The sequence below is a fragment of the Aquimarina litoralis genome (genome assembly GCF_039523995.1).
Classification (GTDB): domain Bacteria; phylum Bacteroidota; class Bacteroidia; order Flavobacteriales; family Flavobacteriaceae; genus Aquimarina; species Aquimarina litoralis.
The window spans coordinates 600,058-625,948 of record NZ_BAAAGE010000001.1 but is presented as its reverse complement, the minus strand read 5'-3'; the positions used below and the strand labels follow the sequence as shown (position 1 = coordinate 625,948).

At 33.4% G+C, this 25,891-nt stretch carries 20 protein-coding genes; 11 read left to right on the top strand and 9 right to left on the bottom strand.

Features of this window, described 5'->3' with window-relative positions; translation table 11 throughout:
- Positions 1-131: 131 nt before the first annotated feature.
- The gene (locus ABD077_RS02390) at positions 132-3,116 is read left to right on the top strand and encodes a GEVED domain-containing protein (RefSeq protein WP_343910133.1); all 2,985 of its coding nucleotides are present in this window, start codon (positions 132-134) and stop codon (positions 3,114-3,116) included.
- Here ABD077_RS02390 and ABD077_RS02385 read toward each other — a convergent pair.
- Entirely contained in the window at positions 3,113-3,481 is a 369-nt protein-coding gene (locus ABD077_RS02385) for a hypothetical protein (protein ID WP_343910131.1), read from the bottom strand. The two genes, ABD077_RS02390 and ABD077_RS02385, sit on opposite strands and share 4 nt — an antisense overlap.
- A gap of 48 nt (positions 3,482-3,529) precedes the next feature.
- Positions 3,530-6,946: a hypothetical protein gene (locus ABD077_RS02380; RefSeq protein WP_343910129.1), complete on the bottom strand. Its 3,417-nt coding sequence runs from the start codon at positions 6,944-6,946 to the stop codon at positions 3,530-3,532.
- Positions 6,947-7,116: 170 nt separating this feature from the next.
- On the opposite strand from ABD077_RS02380, the gene ABD077_RS02375 reads away from it, so the two are divergent.
- From ABD077_RS02375 to ABD077_RS02365, 3 genes are all read left to right on the top strand, one after another.
- A complete protein-coding gene (locus ABD077_RS02375) occupies positions 7,117-7,533 on the top strand; it encodes a cytochrome c oxidase assembly factor Coa1 family protein (RefSeq protein WP_343910127.1) in 417 nt (138 codons plus the stop codon).
- A 77-nt stretch (positions 7,534-7,610) separates the two neighbouring features.
- Entirely contained in the window at positions 7,611-8,375 is a 765-nt protein-coding gene (locus tag ABD077_RS02370) for an exodeoxyribonuclease III (RefSeq protein WP_343910125.1), read from the top strand.
- A 116-nt stretch (positions 8,376-8,491) separates the two neighbouring features.
- The gene (locus ABD077_RS02365; protein WP_343910123.1) at positions 8,492-9,451 is read left to right on the top strand and encodes an OmpA family protein; all 960 of its coding nucleotides are present in this window, start codon (positions 8,492-8,494) and stop codon (positions 9,449-9,451) included.
- A 65-nt stretch (positions 9,452-9,516) separates the two neighbouring features.
- Here ABD077_RS02365 and ABD077_RS02360 read toward each other — a convergent pair whose 3' ends face one another.
- Entirely contained in the window at positions 9,517-9,924 is a 408-nt protein-coding gene (locus ABD077_RS02360; RefSeq protein WP_343910121.1) for a hypothetical protein, read from the bottom strand.
- Between the two features lie 331 nt (positions 9,925-10,255).
- On the opposite strand from ABD077_RS02360, the gene ABD077_RS02355 reads away from it, so the two are divergent.
- Complete coding sequence (locus ABD077_RS02355) at positions 10,256-10,858, top strand: hypothetical protein (protein ID WP_343910119.1); 603 nt, start codon at positions 10,256-10,258, stop codon at positions 10,856-10,858.
- A gap of 134 nt (positions 10,859-10,992) precedes the next feature.
- Complete coding sequence (locus ABD077_RS02350) at positions 10,993-11,289, top strand: hypothetical protein (protein ID WP_299604878.1); 297 nt, start codon at positions 10,993-10,995, stop codon at positions 11,287-11,289.
- 309 nt (positions 11,290-11,598) lie between these two features.
- Here the strand turns inward: ABD077_RS02350 and ABD077_RS02345 are convergent, their stop codons facing one another.
- Positions 11,599-11,817, bottom strand: coding sequence for a hypothetical protein (locus ABD077_RS02345; protein WP_343910116.1), 219 nt, complete (start codon positions 11,815-11,817; stop codon positions 11,599-11,601).
- A gap of 478 nt (positions 11,818-12,295) precedes the next feature.
- On the opposite strand from ABD077_RS02345, the gene ABD077_RS02340 reads away from it, so the two are divergent.
- Positions 12,296-13,327: an aldo/keto reductase gene (locus ABD077_RS02340; RefSeq protein WP_343910114.1), complete on the top strand. Its 1,032-nt coding sequence runs from the start codon at positions 12,296-12,298 to the stop codon at positions 13,325-13,327.
- Between the two features lie 3 nt (positions 13,328-13,330).
- Here ABD077_RS02340 and radA read toward each other — a convergent pair whose 3' ends face one another.
- The 5 genes from radA to panC form a co-directional block, all read right to left on the bottom strand.
- A complete protein-coding gene (radA, locus tag ABD077_RS02335; protein WP_343910112.1) occupies positions 13,331-14,698 on the bottom strand; it encodes a DNA repair protein RadA in 1,368 nt (455 codons plus the stop codon).
- A 120-nt stretch (positions 14,699-14,818) separates the two neighbouring features.
- Complete coding sequence (locus ABD077_RS02330; RefSeq protein ID WP_343910111.1) at positions 14,819-15,967, bottom strand: alpha/beta hydrolase; 1,149 nt, start codon at positions 15,965-15,967, stop codon at positions 14,819-14,821.
- Between the two features lie 108 nt (positions 15,968-16,075).
- Entirely contained in the window at positions 16,076-17,053 is a 978-nt protein-coding gene (locus ABD077_RS02325) for a lysylphosphatidylglycerol synthase transmembrane domain-containing protein (protein WP_343910109.1), read from the bottom strand.
- A 4-nt stretch (positions 17,054-17,057) separates the two neighbouring features.
- A complete protein-coding gene (gene panD, locus ABD077_RS02320) occupies positions 17,058-17,408 on the bottom strand; it encodes an aspartate 1-decarboxylase (protein ID WP_299604885.1) in 351 nt (116 codons plus the stop codon).
- A gap of 19 nt (positions 17,409-17,427) precedes the next feature.
- Entirely contained in the window at positions 17,428-18,279 is an 852-nt protein-coding gene (gene panC / locus ABD077_RS02315; protein ID WP_343910106.1) for a pantoate--beta-alanine ligase, read from the bottom strand.
- 108 nt (positions 18,280-18,387) lie between these two features.
- Between panC and ABD077_RS02310 the strand changes: the two genes are divergently transcribed.
- The 4 genes from ABD077_RS02310 (at position 18,388) to ABD077_RS02295 (ending at position 25,658) form a co-directional block, all read left to right on the top strand.
- Positions 18,388-19,197: a glycogen/starch synthase gene (locus tag ABD077_RS02310; protein ID WP_299606336.1), complete on the top strand. Its 810-nt coding sequence runs from the start codon at positions 18,388-18,390 to the stop codon at positions 19,195-19,197.
- A 13-nt stretch (positions 19,198-19,210) separates the two neighbouring features.
- Positions 19,211-20,911 (top strand): BamH family beta-barrel-assembly machinery protein, encoded by a 1,701-nt coding sequence (gene bamH / locus ABD077_RS02305; RefSeq protein WP_343910103.1) that lies wholly within the window; start codon positions 19,211-19,213, stop codon positions 20,909-20,911.
- An 18-nt stretch (positions 20,912-20,929) separates the two neighbouring features.
- Complete coding sequence (gene glmS, locus ABD077_RS02300) at positions 20,930-22,777, top strand: glutamine--fructose-6-phosphate transaminase (isomerizing) (protein WP_343910101.1); 1,848 nt, start codon at positions 20,930-20,932, stop codon at positions 22,775-22,777.
- 199 nt (positions 22,778-22,976) lie between these two features.
- Complete coding sequence (locus ABD077_RS02295) at positions 22,977-25,658, top strand: TonB-dependent receptor (protein WP_343910099.1); 2,682 nt, start codon at positions 22,977-22,979, stop codon at positions 25,656-25,658.
- The last annotated feature ends 233 nt before the right edge of the window (positions 25,659-25,891 follow it).

Here is a 25,891-nt window from a genome sequence, read left to right as displayed (position 1 = left end):
TGTAAGAAATCTCCTTTGTTTTCTGTATAAATGATAGATTAAGTGCTTAGTTTTTACCATTTTTTGAAGTTTAATTGTATTTTAGACCAGAAATCGAAAACAAACTCATCTTAAAACTCTCTGATTAAGCTATGAAAAGGATTCTTTTCTTTTCTTTTATGTTGTATTGTATAACTGGTTTTACTCAAAATAAAAAGACCAGTAATGCAACTTTGGTTACTTCTTCCAGCTATATGAAAGAGGTGGGTCCTTTAATAGGTAAAAAACTAATACCTGAGGAGCTTAGAGATGGAGAGGTAAATCCTAAAAGGACGGATGCTAATAAAGTAGTACCGGGTAAAGGTTTACCAAAACAACAAGATGCATTAATAGCTAAACAGAAAAATCAGGGTTCTTTTAGAAATAATAAAGCTCCTTCATTAATATTTGAGACAAATTCTAGCACAGTTTCACCCTCGGATCCATCGGGTGCGATAGGACCTAATCACTTTGTAAGTGCCAAGAACTCGGCATTTGCTATTCATGATAGAAATGGAAATGTACTTGTGCCATCAACTTCATTGGCTAATATTTTTCCAGGTGAAACCTTAGGAGATCCCATCGTTTTTTATGATAGTTTTGCAGATAGATTTGTAATTACGCAATTTAGTGATACTCCGAACGGGTTTTTAGTGGCAGTTTGCAGAGGTTCTGATCCAGTGAATGATGGTTGGTTTACGTATAGATTCAATACAGGTAGTTTTCCAGATTATACAAAATTCTCTATTTGGTCAGATGGATATTACGTAACAGCAAATAAAGATCAAGGACAACAAATGACAAGTGAAGTTATTTTTGTTATTGATAGAGAACAAATGCTTGCTGGAGCTAATACAACACAAATGATTGGTTTTCCATTACCAGGAGCAAGAATAGGTGGTTTTTACAGTCCAGCGTCTTTTAATGCCATAGGAAATACTTTACCGCCAGAAGGAGATGCTAAAATTATTTATTTTCAGGATGATGATTGGGAGGGAGTGAGTGAAGACGCCTTAAAATTATGGACCATCAATGTGGATTGGGTGAATCCTGATCAGTCAACAATTACTGAGGCAGAAGAATTAACGGTTAGTAATGGAAATATAACCCCTTTTGATTCTACTTTTGATGGAGGTTCTTTTGCTAATTTACCACAACCTGGAACAGGTGGTCAAGATATTGATGTTTTGCAAGGAACAGTAATGTATGCTACGAATTATAGAAGGTTTTGTGATTTTAATTCAGTAGTACTCAACTTTCCTGTAGATATAGACACTCGTCCAGATTCTGATAATATTTCGGCAATAAGATGGTACGAACTTCGACAAAATGGAGATGGTCAACCTTGGTCAGTTTTCCAAGAGGGGACTTATACTTCACCAGATGGTAAAAGTGCGTGGTGCGGCAGTATGGCAATGGATGTTTTTGGTAACATAGGAATGGGCTATACAACTATGGGTACAGTGGATAATGGAGCAGGTAGAGATAGTTTTGCATCTATTCGATATACAGGTAGATTAGCTGATGATCCTTTAGGAACTATGACATTTGCCGAAGAAACTATCGCCGTTGGTACAGATGTCGATCAAACTACTCGAAATCGTTATGGCGATTATGCCCAGATAACTGTAGATCCTAGAGATGATCAAACTTTTTGGCATATTGCTGAATATTTCGAGAATTCGGGTAATAATGCGAGAAATATTGTTGGGGTATTTAAAATTGCCGAAAATGTAAACAACGATGTAGGTGTTATTCGTATCGATGCTCCACAAGATGCAACGTTCTCGGCTGCAGAGATTATAACAATAACAATTAAGAATTTCGGTGCTACTACCCAAAGTAATATTCCTGTTAGCTATAGTATTAATGGTGGCGCTGCAGTAAATGAGATTTTTACAGGAACTATTGCTCCAGGCCAAATAGCGTCTTTTACGTTTAATACTACTGCTAATTTAACTAGTGGAAGAGTTTCTTTAATAGAAGCAGAGACTAATTTAGTTGGAGATGTAACTCCAGAAAATAATTGTGCAAATAGAGAAGCAAATAATTTGTTTCTTAATGATGTTGGAGTGATTAGTTTGGTATCACCTGTTTCTGGAGGTGGAATTTCTTCAGCTGAGACAATTACTGTACTTATTAGAAATTATGGAGGTTCTGTTCAATCTAATATTCCAGTATTTTATGCTATAGATGGAGGAGAGGTGATTAGCGAAACTTTTACGGGATCTATTCCGGTTGGAGAGTCCGCAGAATATACTTTTACTACTACAGCAGATTTGTCTGCTTTTGATAGTTATAATTTTCAGATAGGCACAGAATTAACATCTGACCAAGATACTGCTAATGATATTATTTCTAGAGTTGTTGTACATCAACTTTGTGCACCGACATCTGATTGTTTGAGATTTGGAGATGGATTATCTTCTTTTGTACTTTCTAATATTTCAAATAGAGACATTCAATGTGGTAACGGTTACGAAGATTTTACAGATTTGGTGATTAATCTGGATAGATCTTTAGGTGTTTATTCGTTAACAGTTCAGGCTGGTTTTGCCGAAGGCGATGCAGAACAACTTTCCTTATGGATAGATTTGGATGATGATGCAGTTTTTGAAGATGAAGAATTAATCATAAGTAACGAAGTAATATCTCAAGAGAATGTAGATCAAACATTTCTTTTCTCCTTGCCAGGCGATGCCCCATTGGGCACGCATATTTTGAGAGTAAGAGCTGGTGATACAAATACAAATAGTGGGGCAAGGCTTAATGATCCTTGTGGATCAATGCAGTTTGGAACTACACATGATTATACGGTAGAAATAGGAGAAAATACCAATCCAAATTCAGACCTTACTGTTTTGAGTCAACCGAATAACCAGTTTTTGATTACAATGAGCGATAGTAATGCCGATGATAGACTTAGGTTGAGTATTTATAGTATTACTGGTAAAACAATTGTTTCTAATTTTGTAGATAAAGATGCGAATAGTCGATTTACCTACTTGTTAGATATGTCTTTTGCCAGCACGGGTATTTATTTTGTAAGGTTGGGAAGTGGTAAAACCGGAAAGTCTGCAAAATTTTCAGTGAATTAATCTGTACGCTTGTTAATTTCTATGATGGTTACAGGTCTGGCTTCTATACATCGGTTACGCATTCTTAGGTTACCATATTTTACCCATACTTTTTCCGGAACCTCATTTTCAAAAAAGTCTAAAAGATTTATAGGGTCTAATTGATCTTTAGTCTCATCTACTGTAAGTATATATGGACAATCACTCGATTTAGAAGTCTTTAAAGTTGCTTTTTTAAGTCCTTTTTCCAGCATATCTGTTGAGCTGATGTTTTGAGCACTTTCTTTTCCGTTTTGGCCATCTTTTCCATCTGCAGCTTTAGTAGTAATGCAGCTATGAAAAGGAATGAGAAGAATAAACAGATAAATTTTTAAGGTGTTTTTCATGGTAATAGAAGAATTAAGAGATTTGTATTTGTAAAGATGAGAAAAATATTAGAAATAGGCTCTTAGTTGAATGCTTCCTGTATGAATTGTGTTATTATTTTCGCTATTTCTTCCTAAATAGGAAACGTTCAGATCTAAATATTTGGTTAGTTTTTTTTGGGCTAAAAGAGACCAAGTATAGTTATCTCCAGGCTGTAAACCACTTAACAGCTGATAACCCACAGGAGAAAATGCATTTCCGGTAAAATCATTTTTGAAGTAGTTAAACTCTCCACTTATCGATATTTGTTGCTTGTTAGCATACATAAAAGAAACTCCTAGTTTTTGTTGAGTCAGTATTTCTTCTCCAGATATGTTTTCCTGATCATTTAATAAATAAAATATACTAAACTGTGTTTGTGGTGATAGCAAATAAGAAAGTTTAGGTTCTATTTTATAACCCTCTAAGATGTAGTTTCTGTTGGTAAAGTTTTCCGAAATACTTTCTGTTGTAATTAGCTCGTTTTTTAAATCAAAAAGCCATGTTTTGGCCATTTTATGAGCAAATGTTAGTTGATGGCTATCGATACTATTTTCCTGAAGTCCAGTCACCTGTAAATTTGTGTTTTTAGAGGACAAAAATGTGTACGATGTGGTATAGCGTTGTTTTCCACGATTAAAAAATAATGTATTTCTAAAACTTAGATTAAGTGCTAGCTCATTCTCATCTTTACGGAATGGATTAATATCAAAGGAATTATTATCTCGCAAATTTTTACGATCTACTATATAAGAAGTTTGATTGTAGAAATGAGACAATAGTTTTTTGATTTTATTTTCAGATCCTGACCACGAAAGGGGGTTTAGGGTAATAATCTGACTAAGTCGATTTTGATGCGTTTTTACAAAAACTTGATTAGGTAATAAAACCCTAAGGTATATAGCTTCATCTGTAAACTGAGCAATTTCGAATTCTTCTAGTTCTTGTACACCGTTACTATTATAATCATTCCAAGTATGAGTTCCTTGTCCCGGATCTACTTGGATATAAGTGAATTCCTGTTGAGGTAGTGTTCCGCTATTGGTTTCTAAAACAGTGTTCCAATTGATTTTACTTCCGAAAAACCGCTGATTATAAAGTAATCGAGAGTTTAAAGATTGCTCATCTTGTCGATTTTGATCTTCATTATCTAAGGTTCTATAATTGATAAATAACGAAAGTTGCGTGTTTTTTGTGTTCAATAAGTTGGACTTTAAAAAGTAGGTGTTAGAGGTACTCACTTTGTCCAGTCTATTGTTTTTTACACTATCATTTATGCGATGTCGATATCCTATTTCTGCATAAATTTTGGTACTATCACCTACTCCACTGTATATTTCGTAGGATTTAAATCGTTGGGTATTTAAGGTAAATGTCTGATCTCCGACATTAATTTCTTTGTTCTCTTCGGTAGCCATTTTAGCACCTATCCAGTTTTTGGGAAAGCTATAGGTAATGTTGCTGTACATTCTAAAGAAACGTGAGTCTAAAGTCTCATTTTTACTATTTAGTAAACTAGAAAACACACCAACTGCCAGTTTATTAAGCCGCAGCTCTGTGTTTAAAAGATGTCTGTTTCCGTTATAATTTTCGGAAAAATTTAAGTGTTGAAAAGAGTATCTTGTGTATCCTTTTTTGGGATGTAGTAGTTCTAAACCGGTAGTTAAAAATTGTTGATCTCCAAGTGGATTATTCAAGTTCCAATCTCTATTAAATTCTACATTATAAATTCTTTCAATGCTTTTAAATTCTTTCTGGATATAATCACCGTTAGCAAAAGCATTCATAGTCCAGCTACTATCTCTGGAGAAGATATTTTGTTGTATCTGTAGTCTTCCAGCTACGCCATCATTATCGTCATCATCAATATCCGAAAATAAATTAAGGTCATTTTTGCTACCAGAAATTTCGAATGACACTGTTGTTTTTTTTGTTGGTACATAAGAACCTTGTACCACTGCGGTTTGCAGTTTGGTAGGGGCTACAAGTTGTACAACGGGAGCATAATTACCTTGCGGAATACCGTTAACAGGTGGTACATATTCAAAAATTCGACTTATTGTATTTACATCACCAACGATGTAGTCTCCCTGATTATCACCTACCAATGAAAAACGTACATTAAATAATTCATCTTCTGGATTATTGGAAAATATAAATACTTCTTGTCCATTGATCGTTTCTCTTCTATAGAGGATCTTGTTTTCACTAAAAACATCAGGAACAGCTGATGGAGAAATCATTTGAGTAGGATCATCACCAGCGTTGGATAGAATTTCTTTTTGAGGATCACTCAAATTTTGTTGTAAAGGTTGATTTTTTGCATCATTTTCAGAATATACAAAAGCACCAATTTTTAGTTTGTCACTTTTGTGTTCTCCGCCACCATAGACTATAATTCTAGAATAATTTCGTTCTGTAGTTTGGTATTCGATAGATATCCGCATATCCGAAGTAATGGGGTAGGTGGGATTAAAACGTACTTCTCCTGCATTATAATCGATGATATAATCTTTGTTCTCTCCTCGTTCCAGTAATAAACCATTCACATATACGCGCTCGCTACCAGATACAATAAGAATAAAGAGTTCACCATTAGGACCGGTTAATTTATATGGACCTTGATTACCTTCTTGTCCAGTAAATTGACTACGGGTAAAAACTCCTCTTACCAATGCTCCAGAAGCAAACAAATTAGTGTTTGATTCTGTATGATTCAAAGTTCCGTTAATAGATATACCTTGTACGTTTTTGGTAAATCGGTTAAAATAACTAGTATTGTTTTGTAGTTGTACATCGCCAGCTCTTACATTCCAGTTTTTACTGTAGAGTTCAATAAATACTTGATCAAATTCATCTAGATTTTGTGAATATCCGCTTTGCTGTACGGGTACATTGGCATCCTGAATAGAAGCTCGTAGTGAAATGTTATCACTAATCTTACCTGAGATTTGTAAATCTAGTTCAGAGTTTAATACTGTGTTTTGGTTGCTACCTACAGTAACTCCTCTAGAGATACTCCCATTAGTGGTAAGCCCATCAAAAGGAGTAAATTCTTTTTTATTATTAGCTTCGGATAAGCTGTATAGCTTTTGTAGATTTCCATTTTCCTCTACAATAAGAGATGGATCAAACTCAAAATACTTTTTGGTTAGAAAATCAGGATATCGATAATATTGTAATGTAATAGAATCATTTTGTGCTTTAATCTCCGCAGATAAAATTACAGATGCCTTTTCAAAATTCACCTTATAAAAAGTACTGTCGATAGCATTTCCTTGCCTAGAAAGCAATTTAAATTTAAAAGGATTGATGCTTACAGAATCAATACGAATGGTATCGGTAACGGGTACTTTTTTACTTCTGAAATTTCCAGAAATATCCTGCCCGTATATAGTATAGGTACTAAGAAGTAATAAAAAACCTAAAACCGTAAAAATGCGCATCGATACAAAACTAAAGTTTTTCAGAAACAGAGACACTCCAAGCCCTTAAATTACTATGATTTGTGCAACAATTATTGATTGGATAGGTTTTTATAATAGCGATAACGCTAAATATAGTGGTATGTTTTGTGATTTCGCATTTATTTAGGCAAAAATTTAAGACAAATTATATGGATAAGAAAAGATGGTGGCGTAAAAGCCGAAGTTGGATATTAGGTTTTTTCGCATTGATAAGTGGATTTGTACTTACAATTTTGGTATTACTCGGCAAACCTATTGGAGATTTTACAAAAGCGGTATCAGATCCGTCGGTATATACAACTGCTTTCGAAATGGTGGAAGATGACCAACGTGTAGTTGCACTATTAGGAGAAGTACAGCCGATTAGCGTTTTTGAATTGCTGGAAGGTGAAGTTAGATATGAGGAAAAAAGTAAGGCTATCATGACAGTCGGAATCAAAGGTTCTAAGCAAAAAGGGAAATTAGACATTATCGCTAATAAATGGAATAATACTTGGCATTATGAATTGGTACGAGTACGAACTAAAAAACCCAAAAAAATGATTGAAGTCTTGGGGAATGAATAGTAGTATTTTTTTATTATGATATAATTACCGTAAAAAACAATTTTCAGATATATTAGCTATTGTTTTTAAAATATACTATGAAAATAATATCATATAATGTTAACGGAATCCGTGCAGCCTTAAAAAAAGGATTTATAGAATGGTTGCAACAAGCAGATCCTGATGTGATTTGTTTACAAGAAATCAAAGCCAATAAGGAACAACTAGAACTAGATGTTTTTGCCGAAGCAGGATATTCTTATAACTATTGGTTTAGTGCACAGAAAAAAGGTTATAGTGGTGTTGCTATCTTATCCAAAACAGAACCAAACCACATAGAATATGGTACAGGAATCGACTATATGGATCATGAAGGGCGTAACCTAAGAGCTGATTTTAATGGAGTATCTATCATGAGTATGTACCTGCCAAGTGGAACTAATTTAGATCGATTAGAGCATAAATTAAAATATATGGCAGATCTACAAGACTATGTTAATGAACTTAAAAAGACGTATCCTAATTTGGTTATTCTAGGAGATTATAATATCTGTCATCAGGCAATTGATATTCATGATCCTGTTCGTAATAAAAATGTATCAGGATTTTTGCCAGTAGAACGAGAATGGATCGGCAATTTTATGGAGAGCGGATTTATTGATTCTTTTAGGCATTTTAATTCAGAACCTCATAATTACTCTTGGTGGAGTTACAGAGCTAACGCTAGAGCCAATAATAAAGGTTGGCGATTGGATTATGGAATGGTGGCAGAACCTTTAAGAGATAAACTAGAACGAGCTATCATTTTATCCGAAGCAAAGCATAGTGATCATTGCCCAATCATGGTGGAATTAAACGTATAAAAAAAACTTAGAATTGTCATACCAAATTGTCACAATGAGCTTGTCGAAGTGTTATATTAGTATAATGAGATCTTATCAGTCTTCGACAAGCTCAGACTGACAGAAAAAACAAAAATATGATACAAAGAATTTTAATAATCATTTTTATTGGAGCTTTTGCTACTTCTTGCGTTTCTTCTAAAGTACATAAAGAACTAGAAGGAAAATATGCAAGACTAAAACGAGAAAATCGTTCACTGCAAGATAAATATAAGACATTACAAAAGGAAAGTGATACTGATAAGTTAGCTTTGGATAAGCTAAATGAAGCATATGACAAAACAAAGACAGAAAGAGATGAGTTACGAACTAAATATGATGCGCTTTCTTCAAACTATGAAAATCTAAAGAACTCATACGATGCCTTAGGAAAAAATAGTGCTGCAGCTTTGAATGCCAACAACAAGAGAAATCGAGAATTGTTATCTCAATTAGAAGAAAAAGAGCGAACCTTAGCTGCAGAGCGTAATCGATTAGAAAAACTACAAAGAGATTTGGATAGCCGTTCTAAACGTGTAGATGAGTTAGAAGGACTAATTGCTGCTAAAGATGCTAAGATGCAAGCGTTAAAATCTGCTATTTCTAAAGCACTAAGAAATTTTGAAGGAAAAGGATTAACGGTAGAAGAAAGAAATGGAAAAGTATATATCTCTATGGAGAATAAATTGTTGTTTGATTCTGGTAGTTGGGCAGTAGGTACCCAAGGAAGACAGGCGGTAAAACAGTTGGGATCTGTTCTTGGAGAGAACCCAGATATTGCTGTATTGATAGAAGGACATACTGATAATGTGCCTTATACAGGTAATGGGCAGTTAAAAGGAAACTGGGATCTTTCTACCAAAAGAGCGACAGCTATTGTAGATTTATTATTAAAAAATCCACAAATCGATGCACAGAACCTTACCGCGGCAGGAAGAGGAGAGTATTCACCAGTGGCATCTAATGAAACATCTGCTGGTAAAGCTAAAAACAGAAGAATAGAAGTAATTCTAACACCTAAGCTAGATGAAATTTCTAAGTTATTAAATGATATATAATTTAATTTATCTCCATAAAAAAAGCGCTCGAATAGAGCGCTTTTTTATTATGTTGAATTAATACTTTAGTTAAACAAAGAATCTAAAATATCTCCAACTTCTTTATCATGATTCTGTCTCATTTGTTCTTTTACATTTAAAAGTTTTCTGTGAAAACCTTCAATTACCTCTTCAGAGTTTTTTAAGTCTAAAGGAATCATTTTTCCAGCTGAAGTAAGTAAATTATATTTATAAGCCTTTAAATCTGCAGGCTTTGATTTGTCTAAAACTTGTTCAACAGATATAGTTCCTTTACCAGTTACAACTGAAACTACGCTTCCTTGTGCGGTAACCTTATCAGTTTCTTTATTTAAATCAGTAGCTAAACTGTACAATTGAGTAAACGATTCAGCTCTTTGAGCCCACGTATCCTGTTGTGCTTGAGTGGTTACTCCTGCGCCTACTAAGAATAAAAGTAGCATTAGTTTTTTCATAATATTTGGGTGTTATAAATTTAGTATCAAAACTACGTATTTGATTTCACGTATTCCTAACGGAATAATTATAATTTTATTATTAAAGTTATCTTAAAAACTTGGTTTAAAATAACCAATTTAATTTGAAGTTTCCAAAAAGTGTGCCACGAATTTAGCAAACAAAAAATAAAATTCTTAAATATGCATAGAAGTGGTGTAAATTTTCATAACAAATTGAAAAAGTTTACATTGCTTCCTATTATAAAAGCGTAAAATCCAGTAAAACAGATAACAAAACAGCTGTATCAGACGTTTATAATACCCAAATCAAATAAAAACTATGAATAAAATGAAGCAGTTACCTATTTTTATACTACTACTATTTTTCGTGTGTAAAGGAGTAAGTCAGGAAAGTGAAGAGGAGTACTATGAGGAGGAAGGAACAGAAAGTGATGAGTACTCAGAAGATGGAGAAGAGCAGAAAGAAGATCAAGGGAGTTACTTCGATTTTTATCAATATTTCGATTTTACTAATGATGAGTACTCTAACGTATTGGATAAGGTAAATGATATGGAATCCGAAGACGAGAACTTATTGTACAAGTTTATCGTGGAGGTGCAACAAGACAGAGTACTCAAAGGGCGTTTATTTAATGAGTTGGTTACCAAGCCAAAGAAAAAAAGCCGTTATAAAGGAAAGGATAGTCCTGGTTTCCCTTGTATTTTAAGAGGGCTTATAGAAAATAAATCGGTGTACGATGCTATTATGAAAGATGGTCGTACTTCTGAAAGTCATGCAAGAAATGCCGCAACACTTTCAGAACGAATTGTTCGCAGAAAATGTGGGGTTACCAAAAAAGCGAATAAACGAAGAGATGAACAACAAGATAAACAGGATGATTACCAAGAGGATTATGATGAGGAAGATGACTATGATGAAGATGACCAGTAGTATTCTTGTCTAATCTATATAATAAGAGAGCTTTAAAAAAATAGTTATATTTGCAATGTACATGAGTACGAGTTCTTTGTAATATCCATACTCCATAGTTTTTGAATTATGTATTAATTTTTAAAACTATGATTATGAATTGGAAAATTCAAAAACTATTGAATGGAGAGACAATTGTCTCCAAAGAACCAGGTAATTCTATGTTACCTATTTTACAATCTAAACAACCTGTTATTCTGGAACCTGTTAATTGGGAAGACTGCGAAGCAGGAGATATTGTTTTTTGTAAAGTAAGAGGAAACTGTTTTACACATTTAGTTAAAGGAAAAAATGTAAAACGAGGATTACTAATCGGTAATAACCGAGGTCGCATCAACGGATGGACCAAAAACGTATACGGCAAAGTGATAGAAATATTACCGATGTCGTAAATTTACGTAGCGCAATGAGCGCTTTTTTTTGTTTTATACAATTTCTCTAGACCTACATATTTAGATTTTATCTTCTATTTTTTAAAGACAAGTCATTAAGAAGACATTGTTAATAGCTCCATAAGAAAATATATTATTTCCCTCACTCAGAATGCGGTTTCCCTCATTATAGGTTTCTTAACAACCTTTTAGATCATACTTTTATATCAATCTAAAAAGATAATATGGTTGGATGAGTGAGGAATTAATTTTTTAGGTTGGTTAGTTGTAAAACGGATGTAGTTATGGGGTAAAACTGCATCCGTTTTTTTAGGTGGTTATCAAATATTCCTTATAAATTTCTTTTACAAGTCTATGATATGAGTTTTTATGAATCACTACCCTATTTTTTTGAATTTCAATAAGAGGGTTAAAGCGATGTAACACTCTTTCTACAATTTTTTCCGTAAAAGCGGTTTTGAATGCAATGCGTTGTACAGCTAGTTGTCTATTTTCTTTAGTTAGATTTTTGTAATACGTATTAAGCATATTTTTATATAAAAAAGTGAGTGAATTTCTTTTTAAAGATATAAAAATATATATAAAAAGTATCAAAACATATATTATTATATATAATTGTTTTGCGAAATAGTGTGTTGAATACAAAAAAGAGCTTCTTAAAAATAGAAGCTCTTTATCAGGTTATAAGAGTAGCGAGTTGAAAAAAGAAACAACTCTGTTTTTTTTTGGTTGGTATTATTATTAATGCCTTTTGTTCATCATTGCTGATGTTTGAGATATATATTGAAACAATAATACCAAAATACTAAAAATTTCGTAAGTTACTGTTATTCAGCACCTTGTTTTTATTTGAATTTTATTTTACTAGATGAAATTGTAGATTACTTGGTCAATGTTGTAGAGAAGATCCCCAGTTTAAAGTTTAATTATGATAATTTTTAGAATATCTAATAAGAGACTTTTTAATTTTGAGTCTTTACATTTCCAAAAAAATTAAGTCGATTATATGAAGTATACTACGTTACCGAATACAGATATAAAAGTTAGTAAAATATGTTTGGGATCTATGACTTGGGGAGAACAGAATTCTGAAACAGAAGGTCATGAGCAAATTGATTATGCTATTGATAAAGGTGTAAATTTTATTGATACTGCCGAATTGTATTCTGTTCCTGCTAAAAAAGAAACTCAAGGGAGTACAGAGAAAGTTATTGGAAGCTGGTTAAAGAAATCTGGTAAAAGAGATGATGTAGTGATTGCTTCTAAAATTGTAGGACCTGCAGAATTTTCTAAGCATATAAGAACAGGTGGATTTAGTAAATCAGAATTAGAAGATGCAATTCATAAGAGTTTAAAAAGACTGCAAACGGATTATATTGATTTATATCAATTGCATTGGCCAGAAAGGCAGACTAATTATTTTGGGAAACTAGGATATACTCATGATGAAAATGATCCTTGGAAAGATAATTTTGCTGAGGTTTTAGGGTATCTAAACGATTTTGTAAAGCAAGGTAAAATTAGACAGATCGGTGTCTCCAATGAATCTGCTTATGGTTTAATGCGCTATTTAGAAGAGGCAAGAAAAGGAGCTCCTAAAATGATCACGGTACAGAACCCTTATAACCTTTTGAATCGTAAAGATGAAATTGGGCTTGCTGAGATTCTGCACAGAGAAGATATGGGACACTTACCGTATTCACCGCTTGGTTTTGGTATGTTAACAGGAAAATATCTAGATGAAATCCCTAAGAACTCTAGAGTTGATCTTTTTCCAAACTACAATCGATATATGAATGAAAATAGTTACAAAGCTACTCGATTGTACAATGAAATTGCAAAGAAGTATGAAATGAGTTTAACACAGATGTCATTGGCCTTTGTAAATCAACAACCGTTTGTTACCAGTAATATCATTGGAGCGACTTCGATACAACAATTAGAAGAAAATATAGGGAGTATCGATTTGGTATTGTCTGATGAAATACTCAATGAGATTAATGAAGTACATGCGCAAATTCCTAATCCAGCACCTTAAAAATCAACCAAATAAATACTCAACAACATCTTCAATTTTACCAACAAGTTGAATATTTATACCGCTATCAGGGTTAGAAATTTTATTGTATTTAGATACAAAAATGGTCGAGAAACCTAGTTTTTCGGCCTCTTGAATTCGTTGTTCTACTTTTGTAATCGGTCTAATTTCTCCAGCAAGTCCAACTTCGGCAGCAAAACAAAAATCCTTGGCAATAGGGATATCTTCATTGGATGAGAGTATAGCCGCAACCACGGCTAAATCAATCGCCGGATCATCCACAGAAATACCACCAGTAATATTAAGAAATACATCTTTAGCTCCTAATCTAAAACCAGCACGTTTTTCTAATACTGCCAAGAGCATGTTTAATCGTTTTAGATTATATCCAGTAGCGCTACGTTGTGGAGTTCCATACACTGCAGTACTCACTAATGCTTGAATTTCTATCATTAAAGGACGCATACCTTCAACTGTGGCAGCAATAGCAGTTCCGCTTAGTTCTTCTTCTTTTTTAGAGATTAGAATTTCACTCGGATTTGTAACTTCTCTAAGGCCACTTCCTAGCATCTCATAAATTCCAAGTTCTGAAGTTGATCCAAAACGATTTTTTAATGCTCGAAGTATTCGATACACATGATTACGATCTCCTTCAAACTGAAGTACAGTGTCTACCATATGCTCCAATATCTTGGGTCCTGCTATATTTCCATCTTTGGTGATATGACCAATAAGAATTACAGGAGTAGCCGTTTCTTTTGCAAACTTTATTAATTCCGTAGTACATTCTCTGATCTGCGAAATACTTCCAGCACTACTTTCTATATAATCACTATGAAGGGTTTGAATAGAATCGATAATTACAATATCAGGTTCTGTAGCTTCGATTTGTCTAAAGATATTCTGAGTTTTCGTTTCTGTAAGGATTAAACAATTATCGGTTTTGGAATGAATGCGTTCCGCTCTCATTTTTATTTGTTTCTGGCTTTCTTCTCCAGATACATATAAAGTTTTATAGGGTAATTTTAGACTAATTTGTAATAGTAATGTACTTTTTCCAATGCCAGGTTCGCCACCTAATAACGTAAGAGACCCTGGTACTAATCCACCACCAAGAACTCGGTTTAATTCTGAATCATCGGTATTGTATCTTGCTTCGTGACTCGTATCAATTTCTGAAATTTTGAGTGGTTTCGAAACTCTACGCTCTTTAGTTGAAGTACTAGGGGCTTTCCAATCATTTTTTGAAGCCTTTTGAACTACTTCTTCTGCAATGGTATTCCATTCCTTGCAAGAAGTACATTGTCCTTGCCATTTGGCATATTGCGCACCACAATTCTGACAGAAAAAAATAGTTTTTGTTTTGGCCATATCTTATTAATTGAAGGTAAAAATACTACTATTTATATTGTCTTTTCAAAAAGTATAAAAAAGGAAAGACCCCAAAATAGGGATCTTTTTATTCTTTAGTTTTAAAAGCAGAGATTTCTACTAATAACCAAAATCTTCTTTGATTTTATTTACTTTTTCTAACATATAATCTTTGGTAAGAAATGCGATTTCGTTTAACAAGAATCCATTTTCATAAGCTCTCATGGCTTTTTTAGGTTCTCCAAGTTGTTCGTAACCTAAACCAAGATAGTAGTATCCTAACATAGTCTCAGGATGTTCTTTGATGGCTAATTTACCTAAAGGCTCTAGTTCTTCCCACAATTCTTTTTTCTCGATAGCGGTAGAAATTGCAATGAAATCATTAATTCTAATTTGTCGTTTGAATCCATATAATTTTTCGGTAGTATCATATATATCCACAAGATGATCGTACAAAGAAGTTTCTAAAGTAAGAATATCTTCTTTATATGTTTTTTTGCTAATTGGACGATACATCTCAAAAATGGTTTCTAACGCTTTTGGAATGGCTCTACCTACCAAAGTGTAGTGAGAAGATTCGTCGAAATTGTCGAAGAAATAATTAACCTCTGGATTCTCTATAGTCGATAGCTTTTCATCAACCTTTACCAGATTTTTCTTTATGATTTCAGCATCATTTGTAGCTGTAGCTAAATAGTACCACATATCTGATTTTGCACTGCTTAATACATTAAAGATACGTTCTTCCATTGGTGGTGCTAACTCAGGACTAAGATTAATATATGCTTGAAAAATAGGATTGTCTTTAAAAAGAAAATAATTTATAAAATTAGCTGTATAGTCATGTCCAACGATCATTTTTAACTGAGCAGTTCTATAATTTTCATCGATATATGGTAAAAGTTCCTGACCTATAAACTCAAAAAATGCAGCACCTTTTCCTTCAGGTAAATAACTTGCTAAATCATATCGGCAATCATCTTCTCTTGTTTTTCTTTGTAACACACCTACCACAATAGATTCTGGCATATCTTCCCAATAAGAAAAATAATCTACATTACCAGCTACAGGTTCAAACAGATGATCACCATCTAAGACGATAATAACAGGGTAGATCTTATCTTCGTTTTTTTCATAATTACGAGGTAATTGAATTTTTAAATCTCTATTCTGATCTAATTTTAATGATCTAAATGTTTCATATTTTACCTGACCGTTTGAGATAAACGTAAAGAAGGTGACGAGAATTAAAAATATACTTTTCTTCATAAGTAGTAAGATTAAGGTTAAGCGAGGACAAGATATAAATTATTTTAGACCTTTAAAATTAGTCTTCAAAATAATCAATGTATTGTCTGTAAGGGGTTTATAAATATGTTATTTGATTTTGCTTCTATTTAAAATTGGAAGGAATAAAAATGATAACGCTCCAACTACAATATTTATTGCAGTTTGAGAGCCCCAAAGAATCCAACCAAAAGCTTCTCCATCACTCTTTGCATAACCAAAGAAAACAAAAACTGCGCCAACTACAATCGGAAACGGTAAGATACCAATTCCTCCATTGGTGGTTGACATAGAAAAGGATCCCACTACAAAAGCTACGAGTATAATTCCAATAGATGCATCGTGTAAATTAGGAACTGCAAATTTTATTACATAAAACATTAAAACATATAAAAACCAAATGAGTATGGTATGAAATAGAAAAGCCCATTTTTGTTTCATACTAAATATACTTTTCATCCCATCTAAAAGCCCCATTCCAAAATCTTTGATTTTTACAATCCATTTATTGGATGACTTTTGGAGAATTTTTAATCCTAAAAGACCAATAAAAATTAATCCTAAAATTGCTCCTAACGTAAAAAGAGGATTTATGTTTTTTTCTTCTAGAAAGTTTAATAAATATTCTGTTTGCAAGATACCTGCTGTAGAGGTAATGATGATAAGCATGATGAGATCTGTAATTCTCTCAGAAACAATAGTTCCAAATGCCTTTTCAAAGGGGATTTTCTCATAGGTAGATGTAGTTATTCCTCTGAGAACCTCACCTGATCTTGGAACGCCAAGATTAGCAAGGTATCCAATCATAATAGCCATAAAGCTGTTATGAAATTTGATAGTATACCCAAGAGGATTAAGTAAAAATTTCCATCGATAGGCTCTAGAAAGGTGAGAAATAATTCCTAGAATAAGAGAGGCAGTTATCCAAAGAGGATCTGCATTTTTTATATTTTGTAATAATTGCGTTCTGTATTCTGGAGTTGCCGAACTAAGAAAATACCAAATTAAAAAAACTCCCAACAATAGTGGGAGTACAATTTTTAAAATTTTAATGAGTTTAGGATTCACTCTATTATTTTAGTAAATTATTTTCTTCATTAGGAAATAAAAGTGCTGGCTTAAATTTTTTAGCATCTTCTATATCCATCATAGCATAGGTAATAAGTATTAAAACATCACCTTTAGCTACTTTTCGTGCTGCGGCTCCATTTAATGTTATTTCACCACTATTTCTAGGCCCTGGAATGGCATAAGTTTCTAATCTTTCCCCATTATTATTATTTACGATCTGAACTTTTTCTCCTTCTATAATATTAGCAGCGTCCATAAGATCTTGATCAATCGTAATACTACCTATGTAGTTAAGGTCTGCGCCAGTTACTTTAACGCGATGAATTTTTGATTTTACAACGTGTACAAACATGTTACAAATTTAGTTATTTTTAATTTAGGGCAATGTTATCAATAAGTCTTACTTCTCCTGCAAACACTGCAATAAAAGCTCGATATTTAGTGTTCTTTTGTTTTCTTTGAATCGATTTCAAATCAGATATTTTAGCAATTTGGAAATACTCTAATTCGAGTGTTTCGTTGGCTTCGAATTGTTTTGATATCCATGCTGTTAATGATAGTACACTTTTTGTGCCAAAGTCATTTTTAACTTGTTGTAATGTTTTATAGATTAAAGGAGCTTCTTGAAGTTGTGTTTTATTAAGCCTTTTATTTCTTGAGCTTAGAGCTAGTCCGCTTTCTTCTCGATAAATAGGGCATCCTACTATTTCTACTGACATTTTTTCAATCTCAACTAATTTTTTGACAATTTGTAACTGTTGAAAATCTTTTTCTCCAAAATATGCCCTAGTAGGAGATACAATCGTAAAGAAATGTTTCAAAACCGTTCCTACACCATCAAAATGTCCTGGTCTAAATTTTCCTTCCATTTCATTTTCCAATCCTTCAAAGTCGTACGAAATGGAGTCCAAATTATTTCCATAAACTTCGATTGGGTCACCTGGCGCAAAAACAATAATATCTTTAGATAATTTGGAAAGTAATTTGATATCTGCATCTAGTGTTCTAGGATAATTAACAAGATCCTCAGAGTTATTAAACTGATTTGGATTAACAAATATGCTGACAACAACAACTTGATTTTGATTAATTGCTCGTTGTACCAAAGCAAGATGGCCATCGTGTAAAGCTCCCATTGTAGGAACAAAACCTATTGTTTTATTTTGTTTATGTAAGTCTGCAACATCCTTTTCAATGTCCAGTCTTTTCTCGTGTACCCGCATTTATCTAAAAGTTAAAGGCGTGCAAAAATAAGATATTACTGGCAGACTACATAAATTTTCGTAATTTTGCAAAAATTTATTCCGAAGGAGACGAGAAAAGTAGATCATATGAAAGATAAGAGGATATTGTACGTATCATCAGAAGTAATACCTTACCTACCAGAGACTGAGATTTCATCCATGTCTTTTGAAGCACCAAGAATGGTAAATAGCAAAGGCGGGCAAATTAGAATTTTTATGCCAAGATATGGAAACATTAATGAGCGAAGACATCAATTACACGAAGTAATTCGTCTTTCTGGAATGAATCTGGTTATTAATGATTTAGATATGCCGCTAATTATTAAGGTAGCGTCGATTCCTAAAGAAAGGATGCAAGTTTATTTTATTGATAACGAAGACTATTTTAAAAGAAAGGCAACTTTAACCGATGAAGAAGGAAACCTGTTCCCCGATAATGATGAGAGGGCAATATTCTTTGCAAAAGGAGTAATTGAGACGGTTAAAAAATTGAATTGGTCGCCAGATGTTATTCATGTTCATGGCTGGTTGGCATCTATGTTGCCATTGTATCTGAGAAATTACTATGCAAATGAACCGTTATTTAATGATAGTAAAATCGTAACTTCAGTTTATGATCATGGTTTTAAAGGTACATTGGATAGTAATATGTTAGAGAAAGTAAAGTTTGATGGTATCGATGAAGAAAAAATTGCTGATTTAGCTAAACCTACTTATGATAACGTAATGAAGGTTGCTATAGATAACTCTGACGCTATTATCGTAGGTTCAGAGGAAATACCAGAAGAGCTTTCTAAACATTTAAAAACAATAGATCAACCTGTATTAGAATATAAAAAACCAGATGAATTTGCAGACGCCTATGAAGCCTTCTATCAAACAGAGGTGCTGGTGTAGCATAAAAACTATTATGAATTTGAAGAAAGTTTTGATCAAAGTAGCAGCTATGGTAGCTGTTGTCTTTACCATGGTGTCGTGTGATGATGATTTTAATTCTGTGGGGAGTGAAGTTATTGGAGGTGTTAATTTCCAAGATAACGAGTATAGTTCTATTCCAGTAGCTTACAGTAAAAGATTCGAGAAAGTGCAAACAAGCGCTTTGCCAAACTATTTGATAGGAACATACAATGATCCTATTTATGGTCAATCTACTTATAGTATTTTATCTCAAGTATTACCAGATAGATTTAATCCTACTTTTGGAGATAATCCGGTCTTAGATAGTGTTGTTTTAAGGATTCCATACTTCAGTAATATTACCGAAACAGAAACGAATGATAACGGAGATATTGTGAATACATATGAACTAGATTCAGTGTATGGTTCTTCTGTAATAAATCTTTCTGTATATAAATCAGATTATTTTCTTAGGGATTTCGATGTGGAAGAAGGTTCGGAGGTTAGACAAGTGTATTTTTCTAATGATATAAACGAAAACTTTGGTCTTGAGGTAGAAGAGAGGTTATTGTTTGCTAAAAATAATTTTGAGGTAAGTTCTAAGGAAATACGTCTCTTAACAGAGGATACGGATGTGGATACGGATGATGATCCTCAAGTTTCAACAATTCCTCCTGGATTCAGGATGGCGCTTCTCTCTGATATAGCTGCGGATGAGGCAAATGTTTTAAATCCTGATCCCAATAATGTCCGAGTAGGAAGTCAGGATTTGATTGATTACTTTACCTCTATGTTTTTAGATAAAGAAGGTAGTTTGGAGCTAAGCAATGCGAACAACTTTCATAATTTTTTTAGAGGTATTTATTTTAAAGCGGAGGCGATTACAACAGAGGGAACTCTCGTGTTTTTTGATATTACTCAAGCAAATATAACTTTACATTATTCTTTTGAGAGGGAGGATACGACAGGTGATGATGATACGACAGAAATTGTGGATGACACAGGAGAATTAGTATTGAATTTTTCAAATAATATTGTAAATGGTATAGAGACGAATTTTAATACTACTATAGAAAATGAGCTATCAAGTCAGGATGAGATCAATGGAGAAGAAAATTTATATTTAAAAGGAGGCGAAGGTTCATATGTTGTGATTGATTTGTTTAATAGAGATGTTACAAATGAAGATGGAGAACTAGAAAATGAGTTGGAGTTTATAAAAAGACAAGACTGGCTGATCAATGAGGCTAGTATGAAGCTTTATATAAATCAGGATATGGTAATTTCTGGAGAAACAGAGCCTGAAAGAATCTATTTATTTAATTTAGAAACCGGTAGTGTACTTATAGACTATCTAGTGGACCCAACATCTAATGCAACAAATCCTGTCAACTCAATTATTGATCATTTAGGAAGTATAACTAGAGATAGTGATGATAAAGGAGAATTCTATAAAATAAAATTAACCAGGCATGTTATTGATCTATTAAACGAGGACGAAGATAATGTAAAACTAGGTTTATCTGTCTCTCAAAACGTTAATATTATAACTACTGCTGAAGGATTTACCCCCACAAATACAGAAGACGAAATTATCCCCTTTTCGTCAATAATATCTCATGAAGGAACAATTCTTTATGGGAATGGAGCAAATGTTCCAGAAGAGAAGCGATTAAAGCTTGATATTTTTTATACAGAATCAACAACCAATTAATCAACAAAAAATTAAATTATGTGTGGAATAGTAGGGTATATAGGTCATAGGGAGGCCTATCCAATTGTATTAAAAGGACTTAAGAGGCTAGAGTATAGAGGCTATGACTCTGCAGGAATTGCGCTTTACGATGGTAATGATATAAAACTATCTAAGACCAAAGGCAAAGTGGCTGATCTAGAGGACAGATTAGTTAATGAGATTTCTACGAATGGAAGTGTGGGTATTGGTCATACAAGATGGGCAACCCATGGAGTGCCCAATGATGTAAATTCTCATCCTCATTATTCAAATTCAGGAGACTTAGTTATTATTCATAATGGGATTATTGAGAATTACGAATCCTTAAGAAAAGAACTTTTAAATAGAGGGTATACTTTTACTTCCGAGACTGATACGGAGGTTTTGGTGAATCTTATTGAAGATGTAAAGACGAAGGAAAATGTTAAACTAGGAAAAGCTGTTCAGATAGCATTAAATCAGACTATTGGGGCATATGCTATTGCGGTTTTTGATCGTCAAAAACCCGATGAAATTGTCGTAGCTAGATTAGGAAGTCCCTTGGCGATAGGTGTTGGAGAAGATGAATTTTTTATAGCTTCTGACGCATCTCCCTTCATAGAATATACGAATAACGCTATATATCTTGAAGATGGTGAAATGGCCATCGTTAGAAGAAAGAAAGGTATAAAAGTTAGAAAAATAAAAGACGATAGTTTAGTAGATCCCTATCTTCAGGAATTGCAAATAAATCTTGAGCAAATTGAAAAAGGTGGTTATGACCATTTCATGTTAAAAGAAATTTATGAGCAACCAAATGCAATAAGTGATACCTATAGAGGTCGAATAAGAGTAGCAGAGGGAATTATAAAAATGGCGGGAATCGATGACAACCTGGCAAAACTTCTCAATGCAAAACGTATAATTGTAATTGCTTGTGGTACTTCTTGGCATGCGGGTCTTGTAGCAGAGTATATTTTTGAAGAACTTGTTAGGATTCCTGTTGAAGTAGAGTACGCTTCTGAGTTTAGATACCGTAATCCGGTAATTCATCAAGACGATGTTGTAATTGCAATCTCTCAAAGTGGTGAAACAGCAGATACTATGGCTGCTATTAAATTAGCCAAGGAGAGAGGAGCGTTTGTATTTGGAGTGTGTAATGTCGTTGGTTCTTCGATTTCACGAGAGACACATGCAGGTGCTTATACCCATGCAGGTCCAGAAATTGGGGTAGCTTCTACAAAAGCTTTTACAACACAGATAACCGTACTGTCTTTGATTGCATTAAAACTTGCAGAGAGAAAAGGTACGATTTCTAACAGTGATTTTCATTACTATCTTCAAGAGTTAGAACGTATTCCAGAAAAAGTAAAAGATGCATTAGAATCTAATGATCATATTAAATTGATTGCTGATACTTATAAGAATGCAAGAAACTTCTTGTATTTAGGAAGAGGATATAATTTCCCAGTGGCTCTGGAAGGAGCATTAAAACTAAAAGAAATTTCCTACATACACGCAGAAGGATATCCTGCAGCAGAAATGAAACATGGCCCAATTGCATTGATTGATGAACAAATGCCGGTAGTTGTAATTGCTACTAAAAAGGGTCATTATGAAAAGGTTGTGAGTAATATTCAGGAAATTAAGTCCAGAAAAGGAAAAATTATCGGAATTGTTACCGAGGGAGATGAAACAGTGAAGAGATTAGCTGATCATGTTATTGAAATACCTGAAACAATAGAATTCTTAACGCCTCTTTTAACTACTATACCATTACAGTTATTATCATACCATATTGCGGTAATGCTTGGTAAAAATGTAGATCAACCAAGAAATTTAGCTAAATCAGTTACGGTAGAGTAAGATTTAAAATCGATAAAAAGCATCATTTTTAAGTAAAAAAGTACGATATATCGTACTTTTTTGCATTTTATCGATAAAAAAACAGAAAACATTATGCATGAATACTATTTTTTTGTTAGCTTCGCGACCGATTATGAATAGTTTCATTTTCAAGAATTTAAGTTCCCCAAATAAACTTAAACCTAAAATAACCTATTTTATGAAAAAAATTACATTCGTTGTAGTGTTATTAATGTGTTTCATTAGTAATGCTCAAACTACAATTAATGGTAGGGTAGTTGATGATTTTAATCAACCCATACCAGGAGCCAATATCTCCTTAAAAGGAGAATCTATTGGAACGGTTACAGATTTCGATGGAATCTTTACGCTAACAGTAACCAAAGAACCACCATTTACAATTACCGCAAGTAGTATTGGGTATGAAGAAAGTTCTGTAGAAGTTACTTCTACAGCCGAAGAAGTAGTAATCGTTCTTACTGAGGGTAATGTACTTGATTTAATTGTAATCTCTGCTTCGAGAGCACCAGAACGTCTTTTTGAATCACCAGTAAGTATTGAAAGATTTGGTGTAAAAGAGATTAAAAATACGCCATCGGTTGATTTTTATGACGGTTTAGAAAATCTTAAAGGAGTAGACGTAAACGCGAATAGTTTAACGTTTAAATCTATAAACACTAGAGGTTTTGCAACTTTTACAAATACTCGATTTGTTCAGTTGATTGATGGAATGGATAATACGTCACCTTCTTTAAACTTTGCTTTAGGAAACCTTATAGGGATGAATGAATTAGATGTAGAAAATGTCGAGCTTCTACCAGGAGCTTCTTCTGCATTATATGGAGCGAATGCATTTAACGGTATATTATTTATGACGAGTAAAAGTCCTTTTGATAAGCAAGGAATTAGTGCTTATGCAAAAGGAGGATTTACTTCACAGGATGCAGCTGGAACTAATGATTTTTATGACGTTGGAATTAGAATGGCACATGCTTTTACGGATAATTTAGCTGCAAAAGTGAATTTTTCATATTTAACGGCTACTGATTGGTTTGCAACTAGTGAAGCAAATACTGAGAATCCAGGTCAAAGTAGACTTTTGGATCCAGCTTATAATGGATTAAATGTATATGGAGATGAGTTTACACAGAATCTTCCTGGCGGTATCGGAGAAGTCTCTAGAACAGGATATAATGAATTGGATCTAACTGATTATAATGCAGAAAGTATTAAGTTCGATGGTGCTGTTCATTATAAACCTTTTCATAATGACTTAGAGATTATATATGCAGGTAAATTAGGAAAAGGACAAACAATATTTCAAGATTCTAACAGATTTTCTCTAAATGACTTCTTTTTTCAACAACATAAGTTAGAAGTTAGAAATGATAATTTCTTTGTAAGAGGGTATATTTCTGCAGAAGATGCTGGAGATACGTATGATTTGGTGTTTACAGGGGTTAATATTAACAGAAGGTGGAAAAGTGATGAAGATTGGTTTAACGAATATGCGACGACGTTCGCTACGACAGTAGGTACGGATCAACAGAGACATGAGGCTGCAAGAACTTTTGCGGATAGAGATAGATTAGAGCCTGGAACAGAGGGTTTTGAGACAGCTTTTAATGAGGTTACAAGTACACCAGATTTCCAAACAGGATCTAGATTTAAATCTAAGACAGAGTTAAGACATGTAGATGCAAATTATAATTTTGGTCATATCACGAATAACTTTGCGGATATTCAGGTAGGAGGATCTTTTAGAGAATACTCTTTGAATTCTGCAGGAACTTTTTATACCGATTTTGATGGAGCTATTGACTATTCAGAGATTGGAGTTTATTCCCAGATCCAAAAGAAGTTATTAGACGATCGATTAAAACTTACAGGGTCCGTTCGTTATGATAAATCTCAATTATTTGATGGTAATTTCTCACCAAGATTGTCAATTGGATATACTTTAGGAAAAAATAGAAATAGAAACCTTCGTGCCTCCATACAAACAGGTTTTAGAAATCCAACAACACAGAACTTGTATTTAGGTCTTGATATCGGTGCTGCTGCTATCGTTGGATCTGCTCCTGATAATTTAGATCGTTTTACCAGAACTACAACTAGTGGAGTAACTTATACGGGACGTATTGCATATGAGAATTCATATACAAGAGAATCTGTGCAGGCCTTTGCGGCTTCAGGAGGAACAACTGCATTAGTAATTGCAAATCCAGATATTGTAAAGCCAGAGAAAGTAACTGCAATTGAAGTTGGTTATCGAGCAGATTTTGGGAAACTTCTATTGGATTTAAGTGGATATTATAATATGTATCAGGACTTTATCTCCACAGTTGATGTAATAAGTCCATTGGATGGTCAAGTAGGTAGTGCAGAAGCTCAAACGGCGATTGCGACAGGAAATTTTGCAGCTTTTCAGGCAACTACAAACTCTGAAGTTGATATTAATTCTTACGGAGCTATATTAGGAATAAGTGCCAAGGTATTTGGAGATTTTGATTTGGGAGCTAGCTATGCTTATGCAAAACAAGACTTCGATCAAGAAGAAGATCCAGGCTTTAGGACTAACTTTAATACACCTGAGCATAAGGTAAAAGCAAACTTTGGACATGATAATTTGTTTAAGAACTTTGGATTTAACACTGCTGTTAAGTGGAGTGGAGAATATACTTGGGAATCTGCTTTTGCAGTTGGTGAAGTTCCTTCCTTCACAGTTTTTGATGCACAGTTTAATTATAGAATTCCTTCTCTAAAAACTACCCTTAAGTTAGGTGGGGCAAATATTGGAGGAAGTGAGTACTTTACTGCTGTAGGAACAGCACCAATAGGTTCTCAGTATTATTTAGGATTAACTATCAATAATTTTTAATTAATAATTTGAAATAGTACAATCTTCAGATTGTAAAAATCAAATAGTAATATATAAAGCTCGTCTAAACTTTTTAGACGAGCTTTTTTTATAAGAAGAAATAAAATTTCCCCAGTTAATTCCTCAATAATAATAGGTTTGTAATTGCGTAAAAATTAAGTATAGTTTCAATAAAAAGAATAATTAATAAAATAGAGTGTATAAGATTGTGAAAAATACATGATTTTAACTTT

Bases quoted from the DNA above. Each gene is read 5' to 3' on its own strand.
- ABD077_RS02390 (WP_343910133.1), top strand. From the start codon at position 132: ATGAAAAGGATTCTTTTCTTTTCTTTTATGTTGTATTGTATAACTGGT.
- ABD077_RS02385 (WP_343910131.1), bottom strand. From the start codon at position 3,481: ATGAAAAACACCTTAAAAATTTATCTGTTTATTCTTCTCATTCCTTTT.
- ABD077_RS02380 (WP_343910129.1), bottom strand. From the start codon at position 6,946: ATGCGCATTTTTACGGTTTTAGGTTTTTTATTACTTCTTAGTACCTAT.
- ABD077_RS02375 (WP_343910127.1), top strand. From the start codon at position 7,117: ATGGATAAGAAAAGATGGTGGCGTAAAAGCCGAAGTTGGATATTAGGT.
- ABD077_RS02370 (WP_343910125.1), top strand. From the start codon at position 7,611: ATGAAAATAATATCATATAATGTTAACGGAATCCGTGCAGCCTTAAAA.
- ABD077_RS02365 (WP_343910123.1), top strand. From the start codon at position 8,492: ATGATACAAAGAATTTTAATAATCATTTTTATTGGAGCTTTTGCTACT.
- ABD077_RS02360 (WP_343910121.1), bottom strand. From the start codon at position 9,924: ATGAAAAAACTAATGCTACTTTTATTCTTAGTAGGCGCAGGAGTAACC.
- ABD077_RS02355 (WP_343910119.1), top strand. From the start codon at position 10,256: ATGAAGCAGTTACCTATTTTTATACTACTACTATTTTTCGTGTGTAAA.
- ABD077_RS02350 (WP_299604878.1), top strand. From the start codon at position 10,993: ATGAATTGGAAAATTCAAAAACTATTGAATGGAGAGACAATTGTCTCC.
- ABD077_RS02345 (WP_343910116.1), bottom strand. From the start codon at position 11,817: ATGCTTAATACGTATTACAAAAATCTAACTAAAGAAAATAGACAACTA.
- ABD077_RS02340 (WP_343910114.1), top strand. From the start codon at position 12,296: ATGAAGTATACTACGTTACCGAATACAGATATAAAAGTTAGTAAAATA.
- radA (WP_343910112.1), bottom strand. From the start codon at position 14,698: ATGGCCAAAACAAAAACTATTTTTTTCTGTCAGAATTGTGGTGCGCAA.
- ABD077_RS02330 (WP_343910111.1), bottom strand. From the start codon at position 15,967: ATGAAGAAAAGTATATTTTTAATTCTCGTCACCTTCTTTACGTTTATC.
- panD (WP_299604885.1), bottom strand. From the start codon at position 17,408: ATGTTTGTACACGTTGTAAAATCAAAAATTCATCGCGTTAAAGTAACT.
- panC (WP_343910106.1), bottom strand. From the start codon at position 18,279: ATGCGGGTACACGAGAAAAGACTGGACATTGAAAAGGATGTTGCAGAC.
- ABD077_RS02310 (WP_299606336.1), top strand. From the start codon at position 18,388: ATGAAAGATAAGAGGATATTGTACGTATCATCAGAAGTAATACCTTAC.
- bamH (WP_343910103.1), top strand. From the start codon at position 19,211: ATGAATTTGAAGAAAGTTTTGATCAAAGTAGCAGCTATGGTAGCTGTT.
- glmS (WP_343910101.1), top strand. From the start codon at position 20,930: ATGTGTGGAATAGTAGGGTATATAGGTCATAGGGAGGCCTATCCAATT.
- ABD077_RS02295 (WP_343910099.1), top strand. From the start codon at position 22,977: ATGAAAAAAATTACATTCGTTGTAGTGTTATTAATGTGTTTCATTAGT.